This window comes from Nocardiopsis sp. iso_40 (assembly GCF_056173285.1).
This window is the reverse complement of record NZ_CM149666.1, coordinates 1,953,962-1,979,920: the sequence shown is the minus strand read 5'-3', so window position 1 is coordinate 1,979,920 and position 25,959 is coordinate 1,953,962. Positions and strand designations below refer to the sequence as shown.

Here is a 25,959-nt window from a genome sequence, read left to right as displayed (position 1 = left end):
CCGCCACTGCCGGAGCCGGACGCCCTGCCCTAGGATGGGGTCGAACAGACACGTCCCGCGGGAGCCGGGTGGACCCGGCTGAGAGGGAGGCTCACCGCCTCCGACCGCACGAACCTGATCCGGATCATGCCGGCGAAGGGAGTGGAACACGGCGCCGTGCGTACCTTCGACGCTCCCCCTCACGAGAAGATTCGTCCTACCAATACCGCGGTCGTGGTCGGCGGCGGGGTCATCGGCCGGGTCACCGCCTGGCGGGCCGCCCAGCGCGGCCTGTCCGTCACCCTCGTCGAACCCGACCCCGTCACCGAACCCTCCTCCGCCCGCGCCGCCTCGACCGTCGCCGCGGGGATGCTCACCCCCGCCACCGAGGCGGTCTTCGGCGAGGAGGAGCTGATGGAGTTCGGCGTGCGCTCGGCGGGCCTGTACGCCGACTTCGTCACCGAGCTCCAGGCCGTGAGCGGTGTGGACGTCGGCCACCGGCGCACGGGGACGCTCCTGGTCGCCTTCGACCGCGACGACCTCGCCGTCCTCACCCGCCTGCACGAGCTGCACGGGCGCCTGGGCGTGCCGACCGAACGGCTGACCAGCCGCGAGTGCCGCCGCCTCGAACCCGCGCTCGCCCCGGGTGTGCGCGGCGGGGTGCTGGCCCCCGAGGACCACTCCGTGGACCCCCGCAGACTGCTCCTGGCCCTGGCCCTGGCCGGTGAGCGGGAAGGCGTGCGCGAGGTCCGCGGACACGCCGAGGAGATCACCTCCCCCGGCCCCGGCGGCGCCCGTCTGGGCGTGCGCCTGACCGACGGCTCCGTCCTGCCGGCCGACCAGGCCGTCCTGGCGGCGGGGTGCTGGGGCGACCGCGTCCGGGTACCCGAACCCGTGGTGCCCCCGCTGCGCCCCGTCAAGGGACAGCTGCTGCGCGCCCGGGTCCCCGCCGGCGAACCCCCTCTGGTCAACCGCACCGTGCGCGGCCTGGTCAGGGGCTTCCCGGTCTACCTCGTACCCAGGGAGGGGGGCGAGGTCGTCGTGGGCGCGACCCAGGAGGAACTGGGCCACGACACCGCCCTCACCGCCGGCGGACTCTGGCAGGTCCTGCGGGACGCGCGCGAACTCGTCCCCGGGGTGAGCGAACTGGAGGTCACCGAGACCTGTGTCGGGCTGCGCCCCGGCTCCCCCGACAACGAACCCCTCCTCGGACCCACGCGGGTCCCCGGCCTGCACCTGGCCGCCGGACACTTCCGGCACGGGGTGCTGCTGGCCCCCGCGACCGGCGACGCCGTGGCCGAGGCCCTCACCCGGGGCGCACTGCCCGCGTACGCGCGCCGGTTCGCCGCCGACCGGTTCACCGCCGGACAGGGGCCGCCCGGACCCGGCGGTGCCGACGACACGCTCCGGGAGCGCGCGGAAGGGACCGCGCGGGAACAGCAGGGAGAAGAGCAGTGGAACTGATCATCAACGGCCGGAGCCGCGAGAGCGCGGCCGAGACGGTGGCGGCGGTCGTACGCGACCTCACGTCGTCCGGGAACGGCGAGATCCCCGGCGGGATCGCGGTGGCGGTCAACGACGAGGTGGTGCGGCGCTCCGCGTGGGCCGGCACCGCGCTGTCCGCGGGAGACCGCGTGGACGTACTCACCGCAGTACAGGGAGGCTGAACCATGTCCGAGACGACCGCGCCCCGAACGGTCCCCTCCGGGGCCGCCCCGTCCGGGCGGACCCCGGACCGCGCCCCCGGCGACCCCCTCGTCATCGCGGGCACCCCCTTCGGGTCCCGCCTGATCACCGGCACCGGCGGAGCCCCCTCACTGGAGGTCCTGGAGGAGGCCCTCCTGGCCTCGGGAACCGAGTTGACCACCGTGGCCATGCGCCGGATCGCCCCCGGCACCCAGGGGTCGGTGTGGGACGTGCTGAAGCGCAACGGGATCCGGCCCCTGCCCAACACCGCCGGGTGCTTCACCGCCGCCGACGCCGTGCGCACCGCCCGGCTCGGCCGCGAGGCCCTGGACACCGACTGGGTGAAGCTGGAGGTGATCGCCGACGAACACACCCTGCTCCCCGACCCCGTGGAGCTGCTGGACGCCGCCGAGGCGCTCGTCGACGACGGTTTCACGGTCCTGCCCTACACCAACGACGACCCCGTGCTGGCACGCCGCCTGGAACAGCTGGGCTGCGCGGCGGTCATGCCGCTGGCCGCGCCGATCGGTTCGGGACTGGGCATCCGCAACCCGCACAACCTGGAACTGATCGTCGAGCAGGCCGACGTCCCGGTGATCGTGGACGCGGGGATCGGAACCGCCAGCGACGCCGCCCTGGCGATGGAGCTGGGGTGCGACGCGGTGCTGTTGGCCACGGCCGTGACCCGCGCCCAGGACCCGGTGCGCATGGCCACGGCGATGCGCGACGCCGTCCGGGCGGGCCGCGGTGCCCGGCTGGCCGGGCGCATCCCGGTCCGACGGCATGCCCGGGCGTCCAGCCCCGACGTGGTCTGAGCCGGAGCGGGGTTCCCGCCGCGGCGGGAGCCGGGCGGGCCCGGCTCTCCCGGGCGGGTCGCGGGCCAGCGCGGCACCGCGGCGGGTTTGCCGACGTCCCTTACCGTGGGAGGGGTGTGCGGGCCGCTCGGCGGTACCCACACCGACAGACCACCCAGGCGCGAACGCCCCGCACCGACCCCGCGTCGGCTGCCACACCGGTGGGTACGGGGGCACCGCGACCGTGAACCGCGGGGCAAGACCTGGCGCCGGCTTCCGCTATCGTGTCGGTTCGACACCAGGTGTCGGGTACGCGCCACCGGCCGCGACCGCCCGCGCTCCCCGCAGCAAGGACACACATCCGCCGTGGACATGAGGACTTCCGACCCGCTTGTAGGCGCGACGCTGGACCGTCGCTACTTCGTCGAGTCAAGGATCGCCGGTGGCGGTATGGCGACGGTCTACGTCGCCCACGACCTTCGCCTGGACCGACGGCTGGCCCTGAAGGTGATGCACCCCTCCCTGGCCCAGGACCCCTCCTTCGTCCAGCGCTTCATCAACGAGGCACACTCGGTCGCCAAGCTCTCCCACCCCAACGTCGTGCAGGTCTTCGACCAGGGTGAGGACCAGGGACACGTGTTCCTGGCCATGGAGTACGTCCCCGGCCAGACCCTGCGCGACCTGCTCAAGGCACGCGGCCGGCTGGCCCCCAGGGACGCCCTGAACGTGACGGCCTCGGCGCTGGCCGCGCTGGGGGCCGCCCACCAGGCGGGCATGGTGCACCGCGACGTCAAACCCGAGAACGTCCTGATCAGCAAGGACGGCCGGGTGAAGGTGGCCGACTTCGGTCTGGCCCGCGCCGTGGAGCAGTCCAACCAGGGGCTGACCCGCACCGGAACTCTGATGGGCACGGCCGCCTACCTGGCGCCCGAGCAGATCGAGCGGGGCGTGGCCGACGCCCGCAGCGACGTCTACGCCGCGGGCATCATGCTCTACGAACTGCTCACCGGCGGCCAGCCGCACACCGGCGAGACCCCGATCGCGATCGCCTACCAGCACGTGAACGAGGACGTCCCCCGCCCCTCGCACTTCCTGCCCGGGCTGCCGCCCGAGGTGGACGCCCTGGTCACCAAGGCGACCGAGCGCGACCCCAGGTACCGGCCGAGCAACGCGGGCCAGTACCTGGCGAAGGTCCTGGAGGTCCTGGGGACCCTCCCCGAGACCCCTGCGGAGTCCCCGGGGCGCATGCCCCCGGTGGCCGCCCCGGCGCCCGCGGCGGCCACCGTGACCGCGCCCCAGCTGATCGCCGGGGGCGCCGGTCCGGGTACCGAGAACGCGACCATGGTCGTCGACATGAACGGCGTCGACCTGGGCGGCGATGACTACGACGACGATGACGACTACCCCGGCCGGGACCGCCCGCGGTCCTCGCGCAGGCTCCTCATGGTGGTCGGCGCGGCCGCCCTGGCCCTGGTCGTGGGCGTGGCGGGGTGGTGGTTCCTCGTCGGCCGGTTCGAACCCGTCCCCGACGTGGTGGGGATGAGCCCCGAGGCCGCCAGCGAACAGATCCGCGGGGCGGGCCTGGTCTTCGACCTGTCCGAGGAGGACGTCTACAGCGACGAGGTGGCGGCGGGAGAGGTCAGCGGCACCGAGCCGGAGGTCGGCGAGCGGCTGTCCCCCGGCGACGAGGTGGCCGTGTTCCTGTCCAAGGGGCCGCAGACGGTGACCATGCCCGAACTGGTGGGCGAGGACGTCGCCAACGCGCTCAAGGAGCTGGAGGACCTCGGCTTCGAGCCGGACAACATCGTCCAGGAGGAGCAGGACTCCCCGGACCACGAGCAGGGCGAGGTGATGGCGACCGTGCCCGAGGCGGGGTCCGAGGCCGACCGGGAGGAGACGGTGACGGTCACCTTCTCCAGCGGCATCCCCGTTCCGGGCCTGGCCGGCGAGGAGCTGGAGGAGGCCGAGAGGATCCTGACCGAGCTGGGCCTGACGGTCGAGGTCGTCGAGGAGGCGAGCGAGAGCATCGACGAGGGCAAGGTGATCACGCAGGATCCCGACACCGGCACCAGCGTCGGGCCCGGGGCCACCGTCACCCTGACCGTCTCCAGCGGACCGCCCGAGATCGAGATCCCGGACGTGACCGGCGAGTCCGTCAAGGACGCCCGCAAGGCACTGAAGGACGCCGGGTTCAAGGTGGAGGTCGAGCGCATCCTGGGCGGCCGGGAGGTCGTGCACCAGTCGCACACCGGCACCGCGCCCAAGGACACCACGATCACGATCACCGCCACCCCCGGCGGGATCGACCTGGGCGACTTCGACGAGGACGACGAGGACTGATCCGGCCCGCCCTGGTGCGGGTTCGGGCGGCGGCGCTATGGTCGGCGGCATGAACTGCGACGACATCCGGGTACTGGTGGTGGACGACCACCCCATGTGGCGCGAGGCGGTGGCCCGCGACCTGACCGAGGCGGGCCTGCGGGTGGTGGGGACCGCGGGCGACGGGGCCAAGGCACTGCGTATCGCGCCCGCGGCCCGGCCCACCCTGGCCGTGGTGGACCTGCACCTGCCGGACACCGGCGGGGTGGAGCTGACCGCGGCCCTGGTGGGGCTGCCCGAACCTCCCCGGGTGCTGGTCCTGTCGGCCAGCGGGGAGAGCGAGGACGTCCTGTCCGCGGTCAAGGCCGGGGCCACCGGCTACCTGGTGAAGTCGGCCGGGCGCGAGGAGCTCCTCGACGCCGTCCGGCGGGTCCACGCCGGCGAGGCCGTCTACACCCCGGGGCTGGCCGGTCTGGTGCTCGGTGAGTACCGGCGGCTCTCGGCCGGCGGCGACCGCTCGCCGGACGGGCCGGGGCGGGTGCCCGCCCTGACCCCCCGCGAGACCGAGGTGCTGAGGTTCGTCGCCAAGGGGCTGGCCTACAAACAGATCGCCCGCCGCCTGGGCATCTCCCACCGCACGGTACAGAACCACGTACAGAACACCCTGACCAAGCTGCACCTGCACAACCGGGTGGAGCTGGTGCGCTACGCCATCGACCAGGGTCTGGACGAATAACCTCCCCGCGCCGCCCCTGCGGTACTTTTTCGGTCACGCTCCCAGTCCGCCCCCGGAGTTTCGGAGGGCGATTGCCGACCGGGGTTGGCCCGGGCTCCCCCCGCGCACTATGGTCTAGACCATATGGCGCCATGCGCCGTGGACAACCACAACGTCGAGGAGAAGTCGCATGCGAGTCGGTGTGCTGACCGGTGGCGGAGACTGCCCGGGTCTGAACGCGGTCATCCGGGCCGTGGTCCGCAAGGGCATCAAGGACTACGGCTACGAGTTCATCGGCTTCCGGGACGGCTGGCGCGGGCCCCTGGAGGGCGACACCATGCCGCTGGACATCAGCGCCGTGCGCGGCATCCTTCCGCGCGGCGGAACGATCCTGGGTTCCTCCCGCACCAACCTGATGAAGATCGAGGGCGGTGTCGAGCGGGTCAAGGACAACATGGCCGGGCTGGGCGTGGACGCCCTGGTCGCCATCGGCGGTGAGGACACCCTGGGCGTGGCCCGCCAACTGCACGACCGCGGGGTCAATGTCGTGGGCGTGCCCAAGACCATCGACAACGACCTCAACGCGACGGACTACACGTTCGGGTTCGACACGGCCGTCAACATCTCCATGGAGGCGATCGACCGCCTGCACACCACCGCGGAGTCGCACCACCGCGCCCTCGTGGTGGAGGTCATGGGACGCCACGCCGGCTGGATCGCCCTGCACTCGGGCATGGCCGCCGGGGCCAACGTCATCCTCATCCCCGAGCGCCCGTTCGACATGGACGAGGTCATCAAGCACGTCGAGAGCCGCTTCGAGACGCAGTACGCCCCCATCCTCGTGGTCGCCGAGGGCGCCCACGCCAAGGAGGGGCAGCTGGAGCTGGCCACCGGCGAGAAGGACGCCTTCGGCCACGTGCGCCTGGGCGGCATCGGTCAGACGCTGGCCGAGGAGATCGAGAAGCGCACCGGCAAGGAGGCCCGTTCGGTCGTGCTGGGCCACGTCCAGCGCGGCGGTACCCCCTCCGCCTTCGACCGGGTGCTCGCCACCCGCCTGGGCGTGAACGCCATCGAGGCCGTGCACGACAAGTCCTTCGGCAAGATGGTCGGGCTCCAGGGCACCGACATCGTGCGCGTGGACCTGGCCGAGGCCACCGACACCCTCAAGACCGTCCCCGCGGAGCGGTACGAGGAGGCCGAGGTCTTCTTCGGCTAGGGCGGCCCCCGCGCACCGGCACGCGGCCCCTCCCCGCCCGGGGAGGGGCCGCTCCGTGTCCGGGATCTCACCGGGCGGCGGACGAAGGCGGGAATGGACCGAGCGGTCCGGGGATTGTTCGATACTGGGAGGAGCCGGGTCCCCACCCGGCTCCGTCACCACGACTCCGCCCCGCCGGGGCGCGAAGCACCATCTTCCGGAGGTAGCACCATGTCCGCGTCGCTGGAGTCCGCGCCGCTCCCCGCAACCGAGGTCGGAGCCGACGCCGGGCTCGGCGAGCTCTGCGTGCTCATGAAGCTCGGCGAGATCGTTCTCAAGGGCTCCAACCGCAAGCTGTTCGAGCGCCGCCTGCACAACAACATCCGCTCCTCCGTCCGCGACCTGGGCGAGATCCGGCTCTCCCAGCGGGGCGCCGGTGTGATCATCGTGCGCAAGCCGGGCGCCTCCGACCTGGAGATCGCCGAGATCGCCGACCGGATGGCCAACGTCATGGGCGTGGTCTGGGTACACCTGGTGCGCCGCGTGGCCAAGGACCTGGAGACCATCACCGACGTCGCCGTGCGCTCGATGGCCGACCGGGAGGGCACCTTCGCGGTGCGCGCCCGCCGCCGCGACAAGCGCTTCGAGATGAACTCCGGTGAGCTCGCCGGGTTCCTCGGATCCAGGATCATCGAGGCCCACGGCTACGGGGTGAACCTCAAGCGCCCCGACAACACCCTGTACGTCGAGATCGACAAGGACGAGGCCTTCGTCTTCACCGACGGCATCCCCGGCCAGGGCGGCCTGCCCGCCGGGATGAGCGGGCGCGGCCTGGTCCTGATGTCAGGCGGCATCGACTCCCCCGTCGCCGCCCACCGGATGATCCGGCGCGGTCTGAAGGTCGACTTCCTGCACTTCTCCGGAATGCCCTTCACCGGCCCCGAGTCCATCTACAAGGCCTACAGCCTGGTCCGCCAGCTGGACCGCTACCAGGTGGGCTCGCGCCTGTTCGTGGTGCCCTTCGGCAAGGCGCAGCAGCAGCTCAAGAGCTCCGGTATCGAGCGGCTACAGATCGTCGCCCAGCGGCGCCTGATGCTCAAGACCGCAGAGGCCCTGGCCGACGACCTGAACGCGGAGTGCCTGATCACCGGCGACGCCCTGGGCCAGGTCTCCAGCCAGACGATGACCAACATCACCGCCCTGGACGACGCGGTCGACCTGCCGATCCTGCGGCCGCTCATCGGTATGGACAAGACCGAGATCATGGACCAGGCCCGCCGGATCGGCACCCTGGCCATCTCGGAGCTGCCCGACGAGGACTGCTGCACGATGCTGACCCCGCGCCAGGTGGAGACGGCCGCCAAGATCGGCGACCTGCGCCAGATCGAGAAGCGCCTGGACGCCGAGGAGCTGGCCGAGCAGCTGGTCACCACCGCCCAGATGCACAAGCCCAGCTTCCTGGGCGAGGCGGCGCCCCAGCGGGTCACGCCCAGCGCCGCCACCGCCGGGTAGCGGGGCCGGCACGGACACGAAGGTGCCCCGGACGCTCCTGCCGCGAGCGTCCGGGGCACCTCTGCCTCACAGTGCGGCGAGCTCGCGCCCGGGCGCCGGGGTGAGGGTACGGCCGCTCAGGGTGGCCAGGGTGCCCGCCAGGTCGCGGAGCTCGTCCAGGTCCTCCTCGAGCAGTGCCTGGGGGCCGTCGCACAGCGCGGTCTCCGGGCTCGGGTGCACGTCCACGATCACGCCGTCGGCGCCGATCGCGATGGCCGCCCGCGAGAGCGGCAGGACCAGTTCGCGCTTGCCGCCGGAGTGCGAGGGGTCCACGATCACCGGCAGGTGGGTGAGGTTCTGCGCCACCGGGACCGCACTGATGTCCAGGGTGTTGCGGGTGGCCTTCTCGAAGGTGCGGATGCCCCGCTCGCACAGGACGATGTCGAGGTTGCCGCGCTGGGCGATGTACTCGGCGGCCATCAACCACTCCTCGATGGTGGCGCTCATGCCGCGCTTGAGCAGGACCGGCTTCCCGGCGTCGCCGACCGCCTGGAGCAGGGCGAAGTTCTGCATGTTGCGGGTGCCGACCTGGAGCATGTCCGCGTAGGAGGCGACCAGTTCCACGTCGGCGGCGTCCACGACCTCGGTGACGATGGGCATGCCGGTCTTCTCACGCACGTCGGCGAGGATCTTCAGGCCCTCCTCGCCCAGTCCCTGGAAGGCGTACGGGGAGGTGCGGGGCTTGTAGGCGCCGCCTCGGAGCAGGGCGGCACCGGCGGCCCTGGCCATGCGGGCGGCTTCGAGGGTCTGCTCGGGGGTCTCGACCGCGCAGGGGCCTGCGATGACGGTCATGTTGTCGCCGCCGATCGGGACGCCGCGCACGCTGACCACGGTGCGGCTGTCGTGGTTCTCCCGGCTGACGAGCTTGTACGGGGCCGAGATGCGCAGTACGTCGCTGACCCCGGGCTTGGCGGCCAGGCCCAGGTCCTGGAACCGTTCGACGTTGCCGACCAGACCGATGATCGTGCGGCTCACACCGCGGGTCACGTAGGCCTCGCCCCCGGCGGAGGTGACCAGTTCGACGAGCGCGTCGATGTTGTCGGCGGTGGCGTCCGGCGCCATAACGATGACCATGTGGGTTGTCCCTGTTCGTCGGTTGTTGGCTGAGCCGCGCGGTAGCGCGCCTGACCGGGAGTCGAGACAGACCCGGTGGTGAAAAGCAAAGGAGCCCCGGGCCTGTACCGGCCCGGGGCTCCTTGGAGGTCGTCTGTGTCAGCGCAGCGCTTTACAGGCGACCGGGGAGTGGGGCCGGTAGCCATAAAAGCGCCAAAAGTTTCGCTGCATGGCTGTGACTATAGCGCACAGTCAGCGTTGCATCGCACAGCAGGGGGGAGTGATCTGGCTCTCTCCGCCGCCTGGCAGGATGACAGGAATCCGTCGTCTCCCCCGTGCGGGGGGACGTGCAGGGGCCGCGGGGCCGCAACGACAGGATCAGGGGGACGGGGTGTCCGAGGGTACGGAGGCCGGTGGCGAAGGCGGCGGAGAGCGGGGCCGACTGCCTCCCGGCCAGGCGGTCCGGTACGAGCACAAGCCCCTGCACTACGGACGGGTCCCCTCCTTCCGCCCCGAGCGGTGGGACTTTCGCGTGTTCGGCGCCACCGAGTCCCTGGGCACCTACCGGTGGACCTGGGAGGAGTTCGGCGGCCTCCCCCGCGCGGGCGTGGTGCGCGACTTCCACTGCGTGATGCGGTTCAGCGTCCCCGACGTCCCCTGGGGCGGCGTCCGTGCCGCCGACCTCGTCCGGTTGGCCCCGCCCTCCCCCGAGACCACCCATGTGATGGCCTGGGGCGAGTACGGCTACAGCGCGAACATGCGCCTCGACGACTTCCTCGACGAGGGCGTCCTGCTCGCCACCCACCGGGACGGCGCTCCGCTCGCCCCCGAGCACGGTTTCCCCGTGCGCCTGGTGGTGCCGCACCTGTACGGGTGGAAGAGCGTGAAGTGGCTCCGGTCGGTGGAGTACATGGTCGGCGACCGGCGCGGGTTCTGGGAGGAGCGCGGCTACCACAACCGGGCCGACCCCTGGAACGAGGAGCGCTTCTCCCACCAGGAGGACACCGGCGCGGGGCCGCCGCCGTGACCCTCAGCCCCGGGGGACGCTCATCTCGATCTCGGTGCCCTCACCCGGCTCGGAGTGGATCTCGGTGCTACCCCCCAGGTCGCGTACCCGGCCCAGGACGGACTGGGCCACTCCGAGGCGACCGTCGGCCCGGGCCCGGGCCAGGCGGCCGTGCGGCACACCCGGCCCGTCGTCCCGCACGGTCACGGTGACGGCGTGCTCCTCGTCCTCGACCAGAACCCACACCCGGGTTCCCGGCGGGCAGTGCCGCTCCACGTTGTCCAGCGCCGCGGCCACCGCCGCGGTGAGTTCGGCGACCGCGTGCCCGGGCAGGAGCACCGGGGTGGCGGGGGCGGACACCGAGACCCGGACGTTCTCCAGGCGGCGCAGCGGGTCCCTCAGGTCCGTCGGGGCCTCCTCGGCGGCCGGGGGGCCGGACACCGCCGCCCCCAGGCCTTCGGAGACCAGGGAGCGCAGCCGCACCTCCTGTTCGCCGGCCATCCGGCCCAGCTCCGCGGCCTCTCCCCCGATCTCGTCCCCGCGTCGGCGTACCAGGGCGAGCACCTGGAGCACGGAGTCGTGGATGGACCGGGCGAGCTGTTCCCGTTCGCGGATACGCGCTTCGAGGGCCACCGCACGGGCGAAGCGCTCCTCGGCCTGCTCGGCCACCCGGGCCATGTAGCCCACGGCCAGGCAGGCCAGCAGGAGCAGCACCACCCCCCGAACGGTGGCGGCGGTGATGTCGGCCGCCATGAGCACGCGCAGGGTGATGTCGGCGAACCCGTAGGCGAGGGCGACCGTGGCGGCCCCGCGCCGGCCCCAGATGACGCTGGCCGACAGAGCGGCCCCGGCGAACCAGTAGGAGCTCAGCGGTGGCGCCTGGGTGAGGAAGTAGGGGCTGGCGGCCAGCCCGGTGGCGAACAGGCAGCCGAAGGCCACGGCGAGGTCGGCGGTGAGCAGCCGCCAGGTGCGCCGGGCCGGGCGCGCGTAGGCGTAGGCCGTCACCAGGGTCCACACGGACATGACGACGAGCACGGCCCAGGCCGCCCAGGGCCGGACCAGGTGCTCGTGGTGCTGGACGACCGACACGAAGGCGTAGATCAGGGCGACGGCGCGGAAGAGGGAGAAGGCGCGCCAGAGGGGGACGTCGAAGCCCAGGGCTCAGACCACCGCCCCGTTGTCCGGTCCGCCGTCACCGGGCGGCCGGGAGTCGGTCATCCGCAGGATGAGCACGACGAAACTGGTCAGGAAGGCCGCGACGGCCAGGAACATGATCCAGTTCGGCAGCGAGACACCCAGGAAGGCGGCTCCGAACAGCAGCACCGGGCCGCCGAGGAGACCGAACCAGGCCGCGATGCCGACCCGGTCCCCCTGGAGCAGGGGCGGCGGGGGCGGGGGTTCGTAGTGGCCTTCGAGCTCCGCCTCGGCCCTGCGCCGCTCCTCCCCGCGGGTGCGGTCCTCGTCCTGGTCCTCGCCCCGGTCCCGGGGCAGGTTGGCGAGGATGTCGCCGATCCGCGTCCGGCCCTCGTCGGGAGCGTCGAGGTTCTCCGCGTCCGGCCAGGCGACGCGGTCGCGCCGTTCGCCGGAGGTCTCGGTGTCGTCGTAGAAGCGGGCGACCAGGTCGTTCCAGACGTCGTCCTCGTCGTCGTCGCGAGCCGGGGCGGCCTCGGGGGCCGCGTCGGCCGGAGGGCCGTCCAGCAGGTCGCCGCCTACCGGGGGTTCGCCGCCCTCGTGCGCCGCCGGGGTCTGCGGGCCGTGCTCCCCGCCCTCGGTCTCCGATCGGGCCTCACCGCGCGGAGCGAGCAGGTCGGGGCCGTCCTCCGGGTCGCCCAGGTCCGGCAGTTCGGAGCCGAGCACCCGTTCGGCCGCCGTACGCTCCTCTGCGTCGACGTAGAGGTGGTCGGTGGGCGGGTCGTCATCCGCCTGGCTGCCGGTGGGTTCCAGGACGTCCTCCTCCAGGGGGACGGCGTAGGCCGCGATCCCGCTGGCCCGGAGCGCCTCCAGCATGCGGTCGGCGTGTGAGGGCGCGAGCAGGATCAGGGGAACGTAGGCGTCGGCGAGCAGGCCGTTGCCCCGACGTTGTGTCATCGGGCGGCTCCTTTCCCGCTTCTACTGCGCTCGTGCACGAACGCGAGGCTTCCTTCGAAGATGGTGGCGGCGTCGCGGTCGAGGGTCGCCACGTGGTAGCTGTCGTGAAGCAGGTGGATCGTCAACCGGGCGTTGACCGCCCTCCTGGCGAGGATACGCAGACTGTCCGGCCCCACGACGTGGTCCTGGGTGCTCCGGTAGGCCAGAACCGGCGCCCACAAACCGGACATGCCGTCCTGAACTGCGCGCCACAGCTTCGGGAGTGTCGCGGCCGCCGCGGTGGGGACCCGGTCGTAGCCGCCTTCGGTGGCGGTGTCCAGGGAGATGTCGCTGGCCAGCCCGGGTGTGGAGGGCAGGATGCGCGCGGCGAGGCGGCGGAAGGGAGCGATGATCGGGAGCCTGGGGTCCTCCACGGCCAGGGAGGGGTTGACCAGGACGACGCCCCTGACGGTCTCGGGGTGCTCCTGGGCCAGGCGCAGGGTGAGGGCGCCTCCCATGGACAGGCCCATGACGAACACCTCGTCACACCGGCGTGCGAGGGCGAGCAGCGCCCCCTCCACCTCGGCGTACCAGTCGTCGCTGGTGGTGAGGGCCATGTCCTGCCAGGTGGTGCCGTGCCCGGGCAGTCGGGGCACCTCGACGCTCAGCCCCGACCTGGCCAGGTGCTCGGCCCAGGGACGCATCGAGTGGGGCGAACCGGTGAAGCCGTGGCAGAGCAGGACCCCGACGCCGGACCCGATGTGGCTGAACGGCTCCGCCCCCGGGGCGAGGGGGATGGCGTTGGTCGGTCTCACAGGTCTGCTCCCGGGATCGTGCGGCGGAGGGCTCCGGTGGCGGGCTGCCCCCAGGCGTGAGGCTAGCCGTTCGGACGGGCGTTTGCCATCGGGGGCGTGTCAGCGCTCCCCATGCCCGAACCGCGGGCGGGCCCGGCGTGTTCCCCGGTCCCGGAGGCGGGTCAGCCGCGATGCGCCCCGCCGCCGGTGAGTATCCTCGACTGAGCCCCCGCGGTGCGGCTCCTGTGGGCCCCTCTTCACACGTGACGGACCAGACGGTCCGTTTCGGGCGCTTTGGCGGTTACCCGCACGTGGTGGGAAGATGACGCTTGTCAGCCTCCCCCGCACCCGCGGTGGGAGTGTTCCGAACGATATCGGCCGAGCGGGACAGTGAGACGTGGCAGACCCTGCCCAGTGCTCCCCGCGTGTGCAGGGGTGATCTGAAGCGATGTTCTACTGGGTGGTCAAGGCAATCCTGGGGCCGGTTCTGGCCGTTTTGTGGCAACCGCGCGCGGAGGGCGTGGAGAACGTGCCCAGGCGCGGTCCGGCCATCATGGTCAGCAACCACCTGTCGTTCTCGGACCACTTCTTCGGTCCGCTGCCGCTGCCGCGCAAGATCACGTTCCTCGCCAAGGCCGAGTACTTCACCGGCACCGGTGTGAAGGGGTTCGTCAGCCGGGCCTTCTTCACCGGGGTGGGGCAGATCCCGATCGACCGGTCCGGGGGCAGGGCCAGTGAGGCGGCGCTGCGCACCGGTCTGCGCGTTCTCAAGCGCGGCGACCTGCTGGGCATCTACCCGGAGGGCACCCGCTCCCCCGACGGCAAGCTGTACCGGGGGCGTACCGGTGTGGCCCGGCTGGCGCTGGAGGCCAAGGCCCCGGTGGTGCCGATGGCGATGATCAACCTGGAGAAGATCATGCCCCCCGGCCGTACCGTCCCCAAGCTGGGGGTGCGCCCCAAGGTGGTCTTCGGCAAGCCGCTCGACTTCTCCCGCTACTACGGCATGGAGAAGGACCAGCGGGTCCTGCGCGCCATCACCGACGAGATCATGTACGCCCTGATGGAGCTCTCCGGCCAGGAGTACGTGGACCGCTACGCGCAGGCGGTCAAGGCCGAGATCGAGGCCGAGGAGAAGGAGGCCCGGCGCGAGCAGCAGGCCAGCGCGAAGGACGAGCGCCGGACCCGGCGCGCCGAGCGCAGAACCGAGCGCAGGGCCGAGCGCAGGGCCCGCAAGGAGGCCAGGCGCGCCGGGAAGAAGGCCGCGAAGGAGTCCGCCGAGAGCGACGACGCCCAGGGCTAGGTCGGCGCGGGGCGTCCGCTGCCGACGGCGAGGGGCGGCCACCGGTTCTTCCGGTGGCCGCCCCTCGTGCTGTGCCGGTCGGTGCGGGGCCGGTCAGCGCCGGGCGAGGTCGCCCGCGCCGACGATGCCCGCCTCGCCGCCGAGTTCGGCCACGCGGACCTGCGCCAGTCGGCGGCCCGGGCGCCCGGAGACGTGCCGCGCGAAGGAGGCCCGGACCGGGTCGAGGATGACCTCGCCCGCGTCGGAGACCCCGCCGCCCAGGACGAAGCACTCGGGGTCCAGGATCGCCGCCAGGTCGGCCAGGCCGAGCCCGGCCCACTCCCCCACGATCCGGAAGCACTCCAGAGCCGCGGCGTCGCCCTCCAGGGCCGCCTGCGTGATGCACTCCCCGCCGATCTGCTCGACCACGCCGCCGGCGATCTTGAGCATCCTCTCGGCCCGCTCGGGATCGGTGCGGGCCAGGTCCTGCCCCTCGGCCACCAGGGCGCGCCCGCTGGCGTACTGCTCCCAGCAGCCGTGGTTGCCGCAGGCGCAGCGGCGGCCGTGGGGCACCATGCGGTAGTGGCCGACCTCGGCGGCCACCCCGAAGCGCCCCCGGTGCAGCTCACCGCCGAGCACCAGGCCGCCGCCGATCCCGGTGCCCAGGGTGACGCAGACGATGTGGTCGCTGCCGCGCCCGGCGCCGAAGCGGGCCTCGGCCCAGGCCGCGGCGTTGGCGTCGTTCTCGATCACCACGGGCAGCTCCACGCGCTGCTGCACGCGCTCCTTGAGGGGCTCCTCGCGCAGACCCAGGTTGACCGCGACCTGGACGGTGGCCCGGTCCTCGTCGACGAACCCGGCCACGCCCACGCCCACCGCGCCGACCTCCTGCGGCCTGCGTGAGCGGAGTTCCTCCACCGCCTTGGCCACGACTTCGGCCAGTTGCCGGGGGTCGTTGGCGGGGGTGGGGTACTTGACCTTGTCCAGGATCTGCCCTTCGTGGTCGACGACGCCGGCGGCCACCTTGGTTCCGCCGATGTCTACGCCGATGGTCAGCATGGGGGCAGCTCCTTCTACTTACGCCCGAACTCTGACATAAGTCTCAAGGTTCATGTCAGAGATTTTTCAAATGGTGTAAACCACTCGATTAAACCAGGCATGGACAGCCGAGAACACCCCGAGGGCCGATACCTCTCACTTATCCCTACTCACCCGCCTTGACCTGCTCGTCCACATCCTCCTGAGCGCCGCTCCCGCCGTCCGCTCCGGCACCGGAGGGGGATTCGCGACCGACCCGCGCGTCGCGCTCCCGGTCAGCGCGCTCACGCTCCTCCCGGTCCGCACGCGCCCGGGCGGCCTCCTCCCGCCCCTGCTCTAAGGAGCGCTCCACCACCCCCCAGGTCCGCCCCACCGCGTCGGCGAGGGACAGCCCGGCCCGCCCCAGGTGCCCGGCGACCTCGGGGGCGCTTTTGCGCACGATCTCGACGAACTCCTCCAGCGGGGGGCGCTCCTGCCTGGTCTCCATGCGGATCGCCTCCTCCCACACGTCGTCCTTGGGCGGAGGGCTGGTGACCGCGCTGACACCGCGCTTGACCCCGGCCACCAGAAGCTTGCGCTGCAGGCTGCCGACCAGGCGCAGGGCGTCGTCGACGAGGTCGGGGCCGTCCGGGCGGCCGCTGTTCGGCCGCCCCGGTCCCACACCGTTGTTGTCGGTCATGTTCGAGCCTCCTGTGGTGCGTCCTGTGGCATCACGTTAACCGCCCGAACCGGGCACCGGCAGGTGTCTCAGGGCAGGTTCAGGGGGGAACCAGGGAAGAAGGGGGGACGAGGGCGGGGATGACCCGGGGACCCGTCCGCGTTGGGAGGGGCGGGGACGGGACCCGCCGAGGGGAGGGAACGCTCCGCTTGGGCGGAAACGACACGGATCCGACCGGATGTGCACACGGCCCCGGCAGGCGATAGTCTCGGCTCCGCGCGAGAAGTAACCGGAATCACCCGCCTGACCTGCATCTTCCCGGGCAGGTCGACGGAGGCCGACCAGCCCGTCGGCGGACCCGGTCACGCGCACAACACCACACGGGGAGGACCCGGACCAGCCGCGCGCAGCAGCCGGTGCAAACGCGACCGAACAGCGCGTTCACCCTCACTCACGCGTCAAGCTCCGATCACCGTTGAATACCGAACGGCAACCTGTCCTACTCACGAGTAGGGTTGTGTTGTTACGGTCGTCACGTCCCCACCACCAAGAATCCGTACATGTCCAGGAGCACCACGTGCGCGAATACAGCTCTCCCGCGAAGGCCGAGATCTCCGATGACGCGCGACTGACCGACACGCTCTTTGCGCGCGCGGCCAGCGAGCCGAACGCCGTCGCAGCCCGCCGCCAGGAGGAAACCGGGTCCGGCCAGTGGCGCGACGTGACCGTCGAGCAGCTGCACGGCGACATCGTCGGATACGCCAAGGCCCTGATCAACGCGGGCATCGAGCAGGGCGACCGGGTCGCCATCATGTCGCGCACCCGCTACGAGTGGACCGTCGCCGACTACGCGATCTGGGCGATCGGCGCCGTCACCGTACCGATCTACGAGACCTCCTCCGCCGAGCAGATCGAGTGGATCCTCTCCAACTCCGGGGCCAAGGCCGCCTTCGTCGAGACCGAAGCCCACGCCGAGCGCGTCGGTACCATCCGGGACAACACCCCCGAACTGGCCAACCTCTGGAAGTTCGACGGCGGCGACCTGGAAGCCCTGCGCGCCACCGGTGCCGACGTCTCCGACGAGGACCTCGAAAGCCGCCGCACCGCGGTCCGGGCCGACGACCTGGCCACCCTCATCTACACCTCCGGCACCACCGGCCGCCCGAAGGGGTGCCAGCTCACCCACCGCAACTTCCTCTTCATCGCCCACTCGGCGCTGGAGGGTCCGGCCAAGCCGATCATCCTGGAGCACGAGGGCACCCCCTCCACCCTGCTCTTCCTGCCCCTGGCACACGTTTTCGCGCGTTTCGTCCAGGTCATGGTCGTCGAGGGCAAAGCCGTCCTGGGCCACTTCCCCAGCACTGGCCCGGACCTGATCGACCAGTTCTCGGTCTTCAAGCCCACCTTCCTCCTCGCGGTCCCCCGCGTGTTCGAGAAGGTCTTCACCAAGGCCCAGCAGAAGGCCGAGGGCGAGGGCAAGGGCAAGGTCTTCAACGCCGCCGCCGAGACCGCCATCGAGTACAGCAAGGCCCTGAGCAGGGGGAACGTCCCGTTCACCCTCAAGCTCAAGCACGGCCTGTTCAAGAAGCTGGTCTACGGGAAGATCATGGCCCGCCTCGGCGGCGAAGCCAGGCACGCGGTCTCCGGCGGCTCCGCCCTGGGCAGCCGCCTCGGCCACTTCTTCCGCGGCGCCGGCCTGACCATCGTCGAGGGCTACGGCCTCACCGAGACCACCGCTCCGACCTCGGTCAACAGCCCCGGGTTCAACAAGATCGGCACCGTCGGCCAGCCCATGCCGGGCACCACCGTACGCATCGCGGACGACGGCGAGATCCTGCTCAGGGGCGACCACATCATGAGCGGCTACTGGCAGAACGAGAAGGCCACCGAGGAGGCCTTCGAGGACGGCTTCTACCGCACCGGCGACCTCGGCTCGCTGGACGAGGACGGCTTCCTCAGCATCACCGGCCGCAAGAAGGAGATCATCGTGACCGCGGGCGGCAAGAACGTCGCCCCGGCCGTCCTGGAGGACCGGATCCGCGCCCACGCCCTGGTCAGCCAGTGCATGGTCGTCGGTGACAACCGCAAGTTCATCGCGGCGCTGGTCACGATCGACCCCGATTCGTTCGAGCTCTGGAAGGAGTCGAACAACAAGACCGGTGAGATCGCCGACCTGACCGGGGACGCCGACCTGAACGCGGCCATCCAGGACGCCGTTGACGACGCCAACAAGGCCGTCTCCAAGGCCGAGGGCATCAAGAAGTTCAAGATCCTGCCGCACGACTTCACCGAGGAGGGCGGCCAGATGACCGCCTCCCTGAAGGTCAAGCGCCACGTCGTCAGCAAGCAGTGGAGCAAGGAGATCGACGACATCTACACGGGCTGAGCCCGAAGCTCCCGCTGAACCGAGGGGGCCGGTCGCCGACGGGCGGCCGGCCCCTTCCGCGTACCCGGGGGGCTTCTGCGCGTCCCCGGGGGTGTCCTGGGCGGGTTCCGGCCTCTCCGTGTCCGGGCGGGGGTACGCCCGGACGGGGAGCAGCGCGAGGAGCACCGGGGCTCCCCGCCCCTGAGCCGTACGCTGCGGGCCCGTACCGGCCCCGGCCGCCCACGGGGTCGGGCCCGAGGGGTCCGGGGTCGGCTCCGGCGACGGGGCCGCCCCGCAGACGGGGCCCGGGCGCACCCGCGGGTCGCAGCGGCGACAGCCGCGCCGCCCCGGAGAAACACGACGGACCCGGCCGCGCGGTGCGGCCGGGTCCGTCGTCACTTCGGAGCCCTGGTGGGTCGAACCCTAGTGGGCCCCGTCGTCTCCGTCTGCGGAGTGGTGCAGGTGGTGGCCGCTGTGGGCCGCCACGCCCTCGAAGGACACGTTGTCCTTCGTGTACCAGTGCGCCAGAGCCCTGCGGAGCTTGCCCTTCGGCTTGCGCGCCTCGGGATTCTCCACGCCCCTGTCGTCGGTCTCGTCCTCTTCCAGAGCGGTCGAGGTGATGACCGGCTTGCTCTCCAGCACGTGGGTGGTCTCGTCCGAGCTCTCCTTGTGGACCTCGATGAACTCACCGCTGGGCAGCTGCTGGATGACGCCGCTCTCGTAACCGTGCTCCAGGGTCTCCCGGTCACGGCGCTGCAGACCCAGGCAGATCCGCTTGGCGACGATGAAGCCCACGATCGGACCGGCGATGGCCAGTACACGGAAGATGTACGTGGTCAGGTACAGGTCGATCGAGAACGTCTCCGACAGGATGTCGTTCGAGCCGGCGAGCCAGAGCACGCCGTAGAAGACGATCCCGGCGACGCCCAGACCGGTGCGGACCGGGGCGTTGCGCGGACGGTCGGCGACGTTGTGGGCGCGCTTGTCACCGGTGATCCACTGCTCGATGAACGGCCACGCGCCCAGCGCGCCGAAGATCAGGCCCGGGACGACCAGACCCGGCACGAGGACCGCGGTCATGATCGGGTACCCGTCACCGATCGGGATCGTGAAGTCCAGGTAGTTCGGGAAGATGCGCAGCGAACCCTCCATGAAGCCCATGTACCAGTCCGGCTGGAGACCGGAGGTGATGGACGTCGGAGTGAAGGGGCCGAACAGGTGGATCGGGTTGACCTGGACGAACGCGCTCAGACCGGCGATGACGGCGAAGGTGAAGAAGAAGAAGCCGCCCGCCTTGACCGCGAACGCCGGGAACATGGGTGTTCCGACGACGGTCTTGTCCGTCCGCCCCTGCCCCGGATACTGCGTGTGCTTCTGGTGCCACAGGATCATGAAGTGCGCGACGATGAGCCCCAGCAGGAGTGCCGGGATCAACAGCACGTGCAGCATGTACAGGCGGGTGATGATGTCCTCGCCGGGGAACTCCCCGCCGAACAGGAACATCGAGATGTAGGAACCCACCAGCGGGATCGCCAGCATCACGCCCTGGAGGATCCGCACGCCCATGCCCGAGGGCAGGTCGTCCGGCAGCGAGTAGCCGAAGAGGCCCTCGACCATGGCCAGGGTGAAGATGGCGACACCGATGAGCCAGTTGATCTCACGCGGCTTGCGGAACGCACCGGTGAAGAACACCCGGAGCATGTGCACCACCAGCGAGGCGACGAAGATCAGCGCCGCCCAGTGGTGGATCTGACGCATGAGGAACCCGCCCCGGACATCGAAGTCGATGTGCAGGGTCGAGGCGAACGCCTCACTCATGGGAACGCCCTGGAGGCGCTCGTAGGAGCCGTCGTAGACGATCTCCGCCATGCTCGGCTTGAACCACAGCGTGAGGAACACGCCGGTGACGAGCAGGATGATGAACGAGTAGAGCGCGATTTCGCCCAGCATGAAGGACCAGTGGTTCGGGAAGACCTTGCGAAGGTTCTTCTCACCGGTCTTGGCCAGGTGGAAGCGGTCGTCGATGAAGTTTCCGACGCCGCGCAGCGCCTTGGGTGCTTGCGTGGTCTTACTCATCGACTAGTCCTCCGCGTATTCCCAGAACGTCGGCCCGGTCGGCTGGTTGAAGTCACCCCGGGCGACGAGGTAGCCCTCGTCGTCGACGCCGATCGGAAGCTGCGGCAGCGGCCGGTGGGCCGGGCCGAAGACGACCTCAGCGGCGTTGGCCGCGTCGAACGTGGACTGGTGGCACGGGCACAGGATGCGGTGCGTGGTGCGCTCGTAGAGCGCGGCCGGGCAGCCGACGTGCGTGCAGATCTTCGAGTACGCCACGATGCCCTGGTGGGTCCAGTTCAGGTGGGTGTCCTCGCTGTCCTCGCTGACCTTCTCCTTCATCCCGGACTCCCAGTCCTCCTCCGGGATCTTGATCAGCAGGATGACGGACTTGGCCTGGTCGGTGAGGCTCATCCCGTGCGGGTAGCCCTCGTCGTCCAGCGCGGGAAGGGCGGAGATCATCCCGTACGGGTCGTTCTCCACGTCCTCGGCCCGGAGGTAGCGGTGGGTGCCCTCGACATACATGCGCATGCCGTCGGTCCACCGGGTCTCCTTCATCCTGTCCCCGGGAACGGGGCCGGTGTCGCGCAGCAGGACGATCGGGGCGATACCCAGCGGCAGCATGGCCGCGATGAGGGTGCGACGCATCAGAGGCCGCTTGGTGAAGCCGCTCTCGTCCGCGCTCTTCATGAAGAACTCGCTGAAGGAGCCCTTCTCCTCGTCCTTGGAGGGCAGTTCGTCGTAGGGCGAGGCCACCTCGTAGTGCGGCATGATGTTGCGCGCCCAGACCGTCATACCGGCACCGATACCGAACATGGCGAGAGTGAGCGTGCCACCGAGCAGCATGTTCGAGTACTGGGCGATCTGCGGGTCCCCGATCGCGGGCTCCCCCGCCGCGTTCGGCGGGAAGAGGAAGTACGAGACCAGGAACCCCATACCGCTCAGGAAAGCGATGACGAACCACAGCGAGGCGATCTTCTCGCCCCGCCGCTGCTGCTCCTCCGGGTGCTTGTGCGTCTCGGAGGCCAGGTACGGCCCGTCGTGCTCGTCCTGCGGCTCGGGGGAGGTCTCGGACACCACGTCCGGGGTGTCCGTCGGGGTGCCGACCACGCGCTCGTTGGCGTCGTCCCCGGCGTTGTTGTCGTTGTTGTTCTCAGTCATGGGCACGCTGCTTCGCGGTGATCCAGATCGCGCAGGCGATGATCAGGGAGAGACCGACGGTCCACCCGATGAAACCCTCCGCCACCTGGCCGACTCGGTCCAGGTCGAAGATCCCGCCGGCGTTCGGTTCGGCCTGGAGGGTCTTCACGTAGGAGATGAGCTCCTGCTTCTCCTCCGGGGTGATGACGCCGTCGCTGAACATCGGCATGGCGCCGGGGCCGCTGACCATGGCCTCGTAGATCTGGCGCGGGGTCGCGTCGTGGATCTCGGGGGCCCAACGGCCGTCGGTCAGGGCACCGCCGCCACCGGACCAGCTGTGGCAGTGCGCACAGTTGGTCAGGTAGAGCTTCATGCCCATGTCGGTGTTGTCCGCGCCCTCGATGTAGGCGTCGTACTCGGCCTCGTATTCGGCGAGGGCCTCCTCGTAGGACTCCTCGTCCTCGAAGTCCGCACGTTCCGGAGCCTCGCCGGGCACCTCGTAGGGAATGTCGGCGCCGGCACCGTCGGTCCTGATCTGATCGTTGTAGTAGGCGATCAGGTTGTCGAGTTCCTCCTCGGACATGGCCATCGGCTTGCGCGGCATCTGGGTGTCCGGGTCCATCGACGGCATACGACCGGTGCTGACCTGGAAGTCGACCGCGGCCGATCCGACCTCGCGCAGGTCGGGACCGTTCGTGACGTTCCCGTCCTCGTCGTAGGTGCCGCTTCCGTCGTAGTTGTGGCAGCTCGCACAGGTCTGGTCGAAGATGGCCTTGCCCTCGGCGATGTCCACCTCGTCGGCGGACGGGGCCTCAGCGGCAAGGGTCTGCGCCTGCGCCTGGTCGGAGGTGGGGGCCAGTGCGGCGTACCCCACCCCGAACAGGGCTAGCGCGAGGATGACGACGACGTACCCCGCCAGGGGATGCCGTCGCCGCGCGGTAATCCATTTCACGGTTTCCCCGTTTCGGGTTACTGGATGAAGTAGATGGTTACGAACAAAGCGACCCAGACGACGTCGACGAAGTGCCAGTAGTAGGACACGACGATCGCACTAGTCGCCTGTTGGTGGGTGAAGCGCTTCGCGGCGTACGTGCGTCCCAGCATGATGAGGAACGCGATCAAACCACCGATGACGTGGAGTCCGTGGAAGCCCGTGGTCAAGAAGAACATCGACCCGTAGGCGCTCGACTGCAGAGTCAGGCCCTCGTGGAGGATGAGCTCGTAGTACTCATACGCCTGTCCAAGGATGAAGAACAGGCCCATGAAGAACGTGATGAAGAACCACATGCGCAGCTTCTTGACGTCGCCGCGCTCCGCGGCCCAGACGCCGAACTGCGCGGTGAAGCTGGAAGCCACCAGGACAACGGTGATCGTGGACGCCCACGGCACGTTGAGGTGGACGTCCGCCCACTCGCCGAGCTCGGGGTTCCCGTTGGTCACCGATCGGATGGTGAAGTACATCGCGAACAGCGCAGCGAAGAACATGAGCTCGTTGGCAAGCCACACGATGGTGCCAACGCTCACCAGGTCAGGACGCTTTGCCGCACCATGCGCTGATGCGGTTGCTGTTTTTGGGTTCGCGGTTGCTGTCGCCACGGGAGCATTATTACGGCTTCTCGCGAAGGTCCGTACTCGACCCCCCGTAAGGAGGCGGATCGGTCCCGGTATCGACCGCCGTCAGGGCCCGGAGCAGCTCCGTCGCTGTGACTCAGGCGTTACTGTAACCGCTCGTGCGCCGTCCGTCGGCACCTGACGCGCTCACATGGGCGGAAAAGCTCGATCCTGGGCGGCTGAGGCGATCCGTACCCGCCGGGGAGACGCCTGAACCCCGCCCGTCCAACGCTGAGGTATCGAAACGGTCACCGTTGGGCAACGCCGCTCCCGGGGTTGGTTAGCGAAGCTCCCCGGGGGCCTGGCATCCTGTGGTGTCGAAGGTCTCAACCCCTTCGCCGGTTCCCCGGCCCTTCTGGGCCGGGTGACCTCGAGGCAATACAGTCATAGGCATACAGCCAACGAACGCCACGGCCGCACCCCCCACGGCGGCGGCCGCGGACAGACGCGATGGGACGGTTGCGCGATGGTGGTCAGCGGTACGGACACGGGTGCCAGGATGCGCGTGCTGGTCTACAGCGACAAGGCGGACACCCGTGAGCAGGTGCGGTTGGCGATCGGTCGCCGCCCCGCCGCCGATGTTCCCAGGGTCGAGTTCGTCGAGTGCGCGACCGCACCCGGTGTCCTGCGCAAGCTGGAGTCCAAGGACCCGGCCGAGCGCATCGACGTGGCCGTCTTCGACGGCGAGGCCGCGCCCACCGGCGGGATGGGCCTGTGCCGCCAGATCAAGGACGAGATCTTCCGCTGCCCGCCGGTGCTCCTGCTGGTGGGACGGCGCGACGACGGCTGGCTGGCGACCTGGTCGCAGGCCGACCAGGTGGTGAGCCACCCGATCGACCCCGTCGCGCTCGCGGAGTCGCTGGCCGAACTCATGCGCCAGCGCACCGCGGCGCTCAGCGGGTGAACCGGTGGGGCGTGACGAACCCGGTCAGGCGATGACCGAGCGAGAGAACGGCGACAGGGACATGGATTCTCAGCCACGCAGCAGACGGTGCCCCGAATCATGGGGCCGAGGGCGATGGCGCGGCCGCGCCCTGTCTCTCTCCCTTCCCCGGAGCCGTTGAGGGCGGGCGGTCCGCTTCCGCCCGCCCCGCGACGGCCGTCTCGCCAGTCCGCCCCTCCGTCACCCGTGGAGTCAACGCCATGAACGTCCCCGAAGCCTCAGCCCCCGAACAGCACCGGCCCGAACAGGAGCGGCCCGACTCCGCCGTCGAGGAGCGGACCTGGGCCAACCTGATCACCGCCCTGCTGGGCGGGGTCTCCCTCAGCACCGCCGACACCGAGTGGGCGATGAACGAGATCATGTCGGAGTCGGCGACCGACGCCCAGATCGCCGGTTTCGCGATCGCCCTGCGCGCCAAGGGCGAGAGCGTGTCCGAGGTGAGCGGTCTGGCCCAGGGCATGCTCGACAACGCGGTCCGGATCAGCGTGGACGGCCCGACCCTGGACATCGTCGGAACCGGCGGCGACCGGGCCCACACCGTGAACGTGTCCACGATGGCCGCCGTCGTCGCCTCGGCCGCGGGTGCCCGTGTGGTCAAGCACGGCAACCGCGCGGCGTCCTCCTCCTGCGGTACCGCCGACGTACTGGAGCGCCTCGGCGTGGTCCTGGACCTGCCGCCGGAGCTGACCGTACGGGTGGCCCGGGAGGCGGGCATCACCTTCTGCTTCGCCCCGCTGTTCCACCCCTCGCTGCGGTTCGCCGCCAAGCCGCGCCGCGAGCTGGCGGTGCCGACCGTGTTCAACTTCCTCGGTCCGCTGACCAACCCCGCCCAGCCCACCGCCTCGGCGATCGGCGTGTTCGACGAGCGCATGTGCGAGGTGATCGCCGGGGTGTTCGCCCGGCGCGGTTCCCGCGCCCTGGTCTTCCGGGGCGACGACGGCCTGGACGAACTGACCACGGCCACCTCGTCCACGGTCTGGGTGGTCTCCGACGGCCGGGCCCGGCGCGAACGGCTGGACCCGGCCGACCTGGGCATCGAACGGTCCGCCCCGGACGCCCTGCGCGGCGGCGACGTGGAGTTCAACGCCCAGGCCGTGCGCGACCTGGTCGGGGGGCGCCGGGGCCCGGTGCGCGACGCCGTGCTGCTCAACGCCGGCGCCGCCCTGGCCGCCGTGGACGGGGTCGAGGGCTCGCTGACCGAGGCGGTGCGCTCGGGTTACGAGCGGGCCGCCGCGGCGGTGGACAGCGGCGCCGCGCAGCGCCTCCTCGCCTCCTGGGTGGAGACCAGCCAGGGCCTGGCCAAGGGCCTCTAGCCGCACGGACGCGGCCGGGACCGCCGGGACGCACGCCGGGGGCGTGGTGGACGCAGGCCGTTCACCGCGCCCCCGACCGGGTCCGCGGGCTCTGCGGTTCGCGGGCCTCGGCGTCCGGGTACGGCTACCAGCCCAGGGCGAAGGCCGACTCCAGGTCGTGCTTGGAGTAGGTCTGGAAGGAGATGTGGGTGTCCGAGGAGGTCACACCGGGCACCTTGTTGACCCGGCCCGGAATCACCTCGGCGAGGTCCTCGTGGCGGCGCACCCGCACCATGGCGATGAGGTCGACCCCGCCGGTAACGGAGTAGACCTCGCTGACCCCGTCGATCTCGGCGATCGCCTCGGCGACCTCGGGGATGCGGTGAACGTCGGCCTTGATCATGACGATCGCGGTGATCACT

23 protein-coding genes and 1 riboswitch are annotated in these 25,959 nt (G+C 70.8%); of the genes, 12 read left to right on the top strand and 11 right to left on the bottom strand.

Annotated elements, in window-relative coordinates; translation table 11 throughout:
• The first annotated feature begins 47 nt into the window (after nt 1–47).
• Nucleotides 48–158: riboswitch (TPP riboswitch) on the top strand.
• From thiO to thiI, 7 genes are all read left to right on the top strand, one after another.
• Nucleotides 127–1,443 carry a glycine oxidase ThiO gene (gene thiO, locus AC0VYD_RS08795; protein WP_475479410.1) on the top strand — a complete coding sequence of 439 codons (1,317 nt, stop codon included), beginning with the start codon at nt 127–129 and terminating at the stop codon, nt 1,441–1,443. Its footprint overlaps the riboswitch before it by 32 nt.
• Nucleotides 1,434–1,646, top strand: a complete 213-nt coding sequence (gene thiS / locus AC0VYD_RS08790; RefSeq protein ID WP_475479409.1) for a sulfur carrier protein ThiS — start codon at nt 1,434–1,436, stop codon at nt 1,644–1,646. Before thiO ends, thiS begins: the two co-directional genes overlap by 10 nt.
• A gap of 3 nt (nt 1,647–1,649) precedes the next feature.
• Nucleotides 1,650–2,480 carry a thiazole synthase gene (locus AC0VYD_RS08785; RefSeq protein ID WP_475479408.1) on the top strand — a complete coding sequence of 277 codons (831 nt, stop codon included), beginning with the start codon at nt 1,650–1,652 and terminating at the stop codon, nt 2,478–2,480.
• Nucleotides 2,481–2,825: 345 nt separating this feature from the next.
• Nucleotides 2,826–4,799: a Stk1 family PASTA domain-containing Ser/Thr kinase gene (gene pknB / locus AC0VYD_RS08780; protein ID WP_475479407.1), complete on the top strand. Its 1,974-nt coding sequence runs from the start codon at nt 2,826–2,828 to the stop codon at nt 4,797–4,799.
• Between the two features lie 49 nt (nt 4,800–4,848).
• Nucleotides 4,849–5,514 carry a response regulator gene (locus tag AC0VYD_RS08775; protein ID WP_475479406.1) on the top strand — a complete coding sequence of 222 codons (666 nt, stop codon included), beginning with the start codon at nt 4,849–4,851 and terminating at the stop codon, nt 5,512–5,514.
• 169 nt (nt 5,515–5,683) lie between these two features.
• Nucleotides 5,684–6,709 carry a 6-phosphofructokinase gene (locus AC0VYD_RS08770; RefSeq protein WP_191273519.1) on the top strand — a complete coding sequence of 342 codons (1,026 nt, stop codon included), beginning with the start codon at nt 5,684–5,686 and terminating at the stop codon, nt 6,707–6,709.
• Between the two features lie 210 nt (nt 6,710–6,919).
• Nucleotides 6,920–8,200, top strand: a complete 1,281-nt coding sequence (gene thiI, locus AC0VYD_RS08765) for a tRNA uracil 4-sulfurtransferase ThiI (RefSeq protein ID WP_475479405.1) — start codon at nt 6,920–6,922, stop codon at nt 8,198–8,200.
• Nucleotides 8,201–8,266: 66 nt separating this feature from the next.
• Here thiI and aroF read toward each other — a convergent pair whose 3' ends face one another.
• Nucleotides 8,267–9,313, bottom strand: a complete 1,047-nt coding sequence (gene aroF, locus AC0VYD_RS08760; protein WP_452546033.1) for a 3-deoxy-7-phosphoheptulonate synthase — start codon at nt 9,311–9,313, stop codon at nt 8,267–8,269.
• Nucleotides 9,314–9,683: 370 nt separating this feature from the next.
• On the opposite strand from aroF, the gene AC0VYD_RS08755 reads away from it, so the two are divergent.
• Nucleotides 9,684–10,319 carry a molybdopterin-dependent oxidoreductase gene (locus tag AC0VYD_RS08755; protein ID WP_475479404.1) on the top strand — a complete coding sequence of 212 codons (636 nt, stop codon included), beginning with the start codon at nt 9,684–9,686 and terminating at the stop codon, nt 10,317–10,319.
• A gap of 3 nt (nt 10,320–10,322) precedes the next feature.
• Here AC0VYD_RS08755 and macS read toward each other — a convergent pair whose 3' ends face one another.
• From macS to AC0VYD_RS08740, 3 genes are read right to left on the bottom strand one after another with little or no spacing between them, the layout of a single operon-like run.
• On the bottom strand, nt 10,323–11,456 hold the full coding sequence (macS, locus tag AC0VYD_RS08750) for a MacS family sensor histidine kinase (RefSeq protein WP_475480221.1): 1,134 nt from the start codon (nt 11,454–11,456) through the stop codon (nt 10,323–10,325).
• Between the two features lie 3 nt (nt 11,457–11,459).
• Complete coding sequence (locus tag AC0VYD_RS08745) at nt 11,460–12,386, bottom strand: hypothetical protein (RefSeq protein WP_475479403.1); 927 nt, start codon at nt 12,384–12,386, stop codon at nt 11,460–11,462.
• Complete coding sequence (locus AC0VYD_RS08740; RefSeq protein ID WP_475479402.1) at nt 12,383–13,180, bottom strand: alpha/beta hydrolase; 798 nt, start codon at nt 13,178–13,180, stop codon at nt 12,383–12,385. The genes AC0VYD_RS08745 and AC0VYD_RS08740 overlap by 4 nt, the downstream gene beginning before the upstream one ends.
• Before the next feature lie 427 nt (nt 13,181–13,607).
• Here AC0VYD_RS08740 and AC0VYD_RS08735 point away from each other — a divergent pair, with 427 nt between their 5' ends.
• Nucleotides 13,608–14,459, top strand: a complete 852-nt coding sequence (locus AC0VYD_RS08735) for a lysophospholipid acyltransferase family protein (RefSeq protein WP_475479401.1) — start codon at nt 13,608–13,610, stop codon at nt 14,457–14,459.
• Between the two features lie 93 nt (nt 14,460–14,552).
• On the opposite strand, the gene AC0VYD_RS08730 is transcribed toward AC0VYD_RS08735, so the two are convergent.
• Complete coding sequence (locus AC0VYD_RS08730; protein ID WP_475479400.1) at nt 14,553–15,497, bottom strand: ROK family glucokinase; 945 nt, start codon at nt 15,495–15,497, stop codon at nt 14,553–14,555.
• 145 nt (nt 15,498–15,642) lie between these two features.
• Nucleotides 15,643–16,155, bottom strand: coding sequence for a hypothetical protein (locus AC0VYD_RS08725; RefSeq protein ID WP_475479399.1), 513 nt, complete (start codon nt 16,153–16,155; stop codon nt 15,643–15,645).
• Nucleotides 16,156–16,711: 556 nt separating this feature from the next.
• On the opposite strand from AC0VYD_RS08725, the gene AC0VYD_RS08720 reads away from it, so the two are divergent.
• The gene (locus AC0VYD_RS08720; RefSeq protein ID WP_475479398.1) at nt 16,712–18,520 is read left to right on the top strand and encodes an AMP-dependent synthetase/ligase; all 1,809 of its coding nucleotides are present in this window, start codon (nt 16,712–16,714) and stop codon (nt 18,518–18,520) included.
• A 402-nt stretch (nt 18,521–18,922) separates the two neighbouring features.
• Here the strand turns inward: AC0VYD_RS08720 and qcrB are convergent, their stop codons facing one another.
• Genes qcrB through ctaE form a run of 4 tightly spaced genes read right to left on the bottom strand, consistent with a single transcriptional unit; the run spans nt 18,923 to nt 23,287 of the window.
• Entirely contained in the window at nt 18,923–20,575 is a 1,653-nt protein-coding gene (gene qcrB / locus AC0VYD_RS08715) for a cytochrome bc1 complex cytochrome b subunit (protein ID WP_475479397.1), read from the bottom strand.
• A 3-nt stretch (nt 20,576–20,578) separates the two neighbouring features.
• On the bottom strand, nt 20,579–21,712 hold the full coding sequence (gene qcrA / locus AC0VYD_RS08710; RefSeq protein WP_475479396.1) for a cytochrome bc1 complex Rieske iron-sulfur subunit: 1,134 nt from the start codon (nt 21,710–21,712) through the stop codon (nt 20,579–20,581).
• Complete coding sequence (gene qcrC / locus AC0VYD_RS08705) at nt 21,705–22,643, bottom strand: cytochrome bc1 complex diheme cytochrome c subunit (protein WP_475479395.1); 939 nt, start codon at nt 22,641–22,643, stop codon at nt 21,705–21,707. Before qcrC ends, qcrA begins: the two co-directional genes overlap by 8 nt.
• A gap of 17 nt (nt 22,644–22,660) precedes the next feature.
• Nucleotides 22,661–23,287 carry an aa3-type cytochrome oxidase subunit III gene (ctaE, locus tag AC0VYD_RS08700; RefSeq protein WP_475479394.1) on the bottom strand — a complete coding sequence of 209 codons (627 nt, stop codon included), beginning with the start codon at nt 23,285–23,287 and terminating at the stop codon, nt 22,661–22,663.
• Between the two features lie 481 nt (nt 23,288–23,768).
• Here ctaE and AC0VYD_RS08695 point away from each other — a divergent pair, with 481 nt between their 5' ends.
• Nucleotides 23,769–24,206, top strand: coding sequence for a hypothetical protein (locus AC0VYD_RS08695; RefSeq protein WP_475479393.1), 438 nt, complete (start codon nt 23,769–23,771; stop codon nt 24,204–24,206).
• Nucleotides 24,207–24,445: 239 nt separating this feature from the next.
• Complete coding sequence (gene trpD / locus AC0VYD_RS08690; RefSeq protein ID WP_475479392.1) at nt 24,446–25,558, top strand: anthranilate phosphoribosyltransferase; 1,113 nt, start codon at nt 24,446–24,448, stop codon at nt 25,556–25,558.
• A gap of 124 nt (nt 25,559–25,682) precedes the next feature.
• Here trpD and AC0VYD_RS08685 read toward each other — a convergent pair whose 3' ends face one another.
• Entirely contained in the window at nt 25,683–25,958 is a 276-nt protein-coding gene (locus AC0VYD_RS08685; RefSeq protein WP_473040606.1) for an Lrp/AsnC ligand binding domain-containing protein, read from the bottom strand.
• Nucleotide 25,959 lies beyond the last annotated feature (1 nt).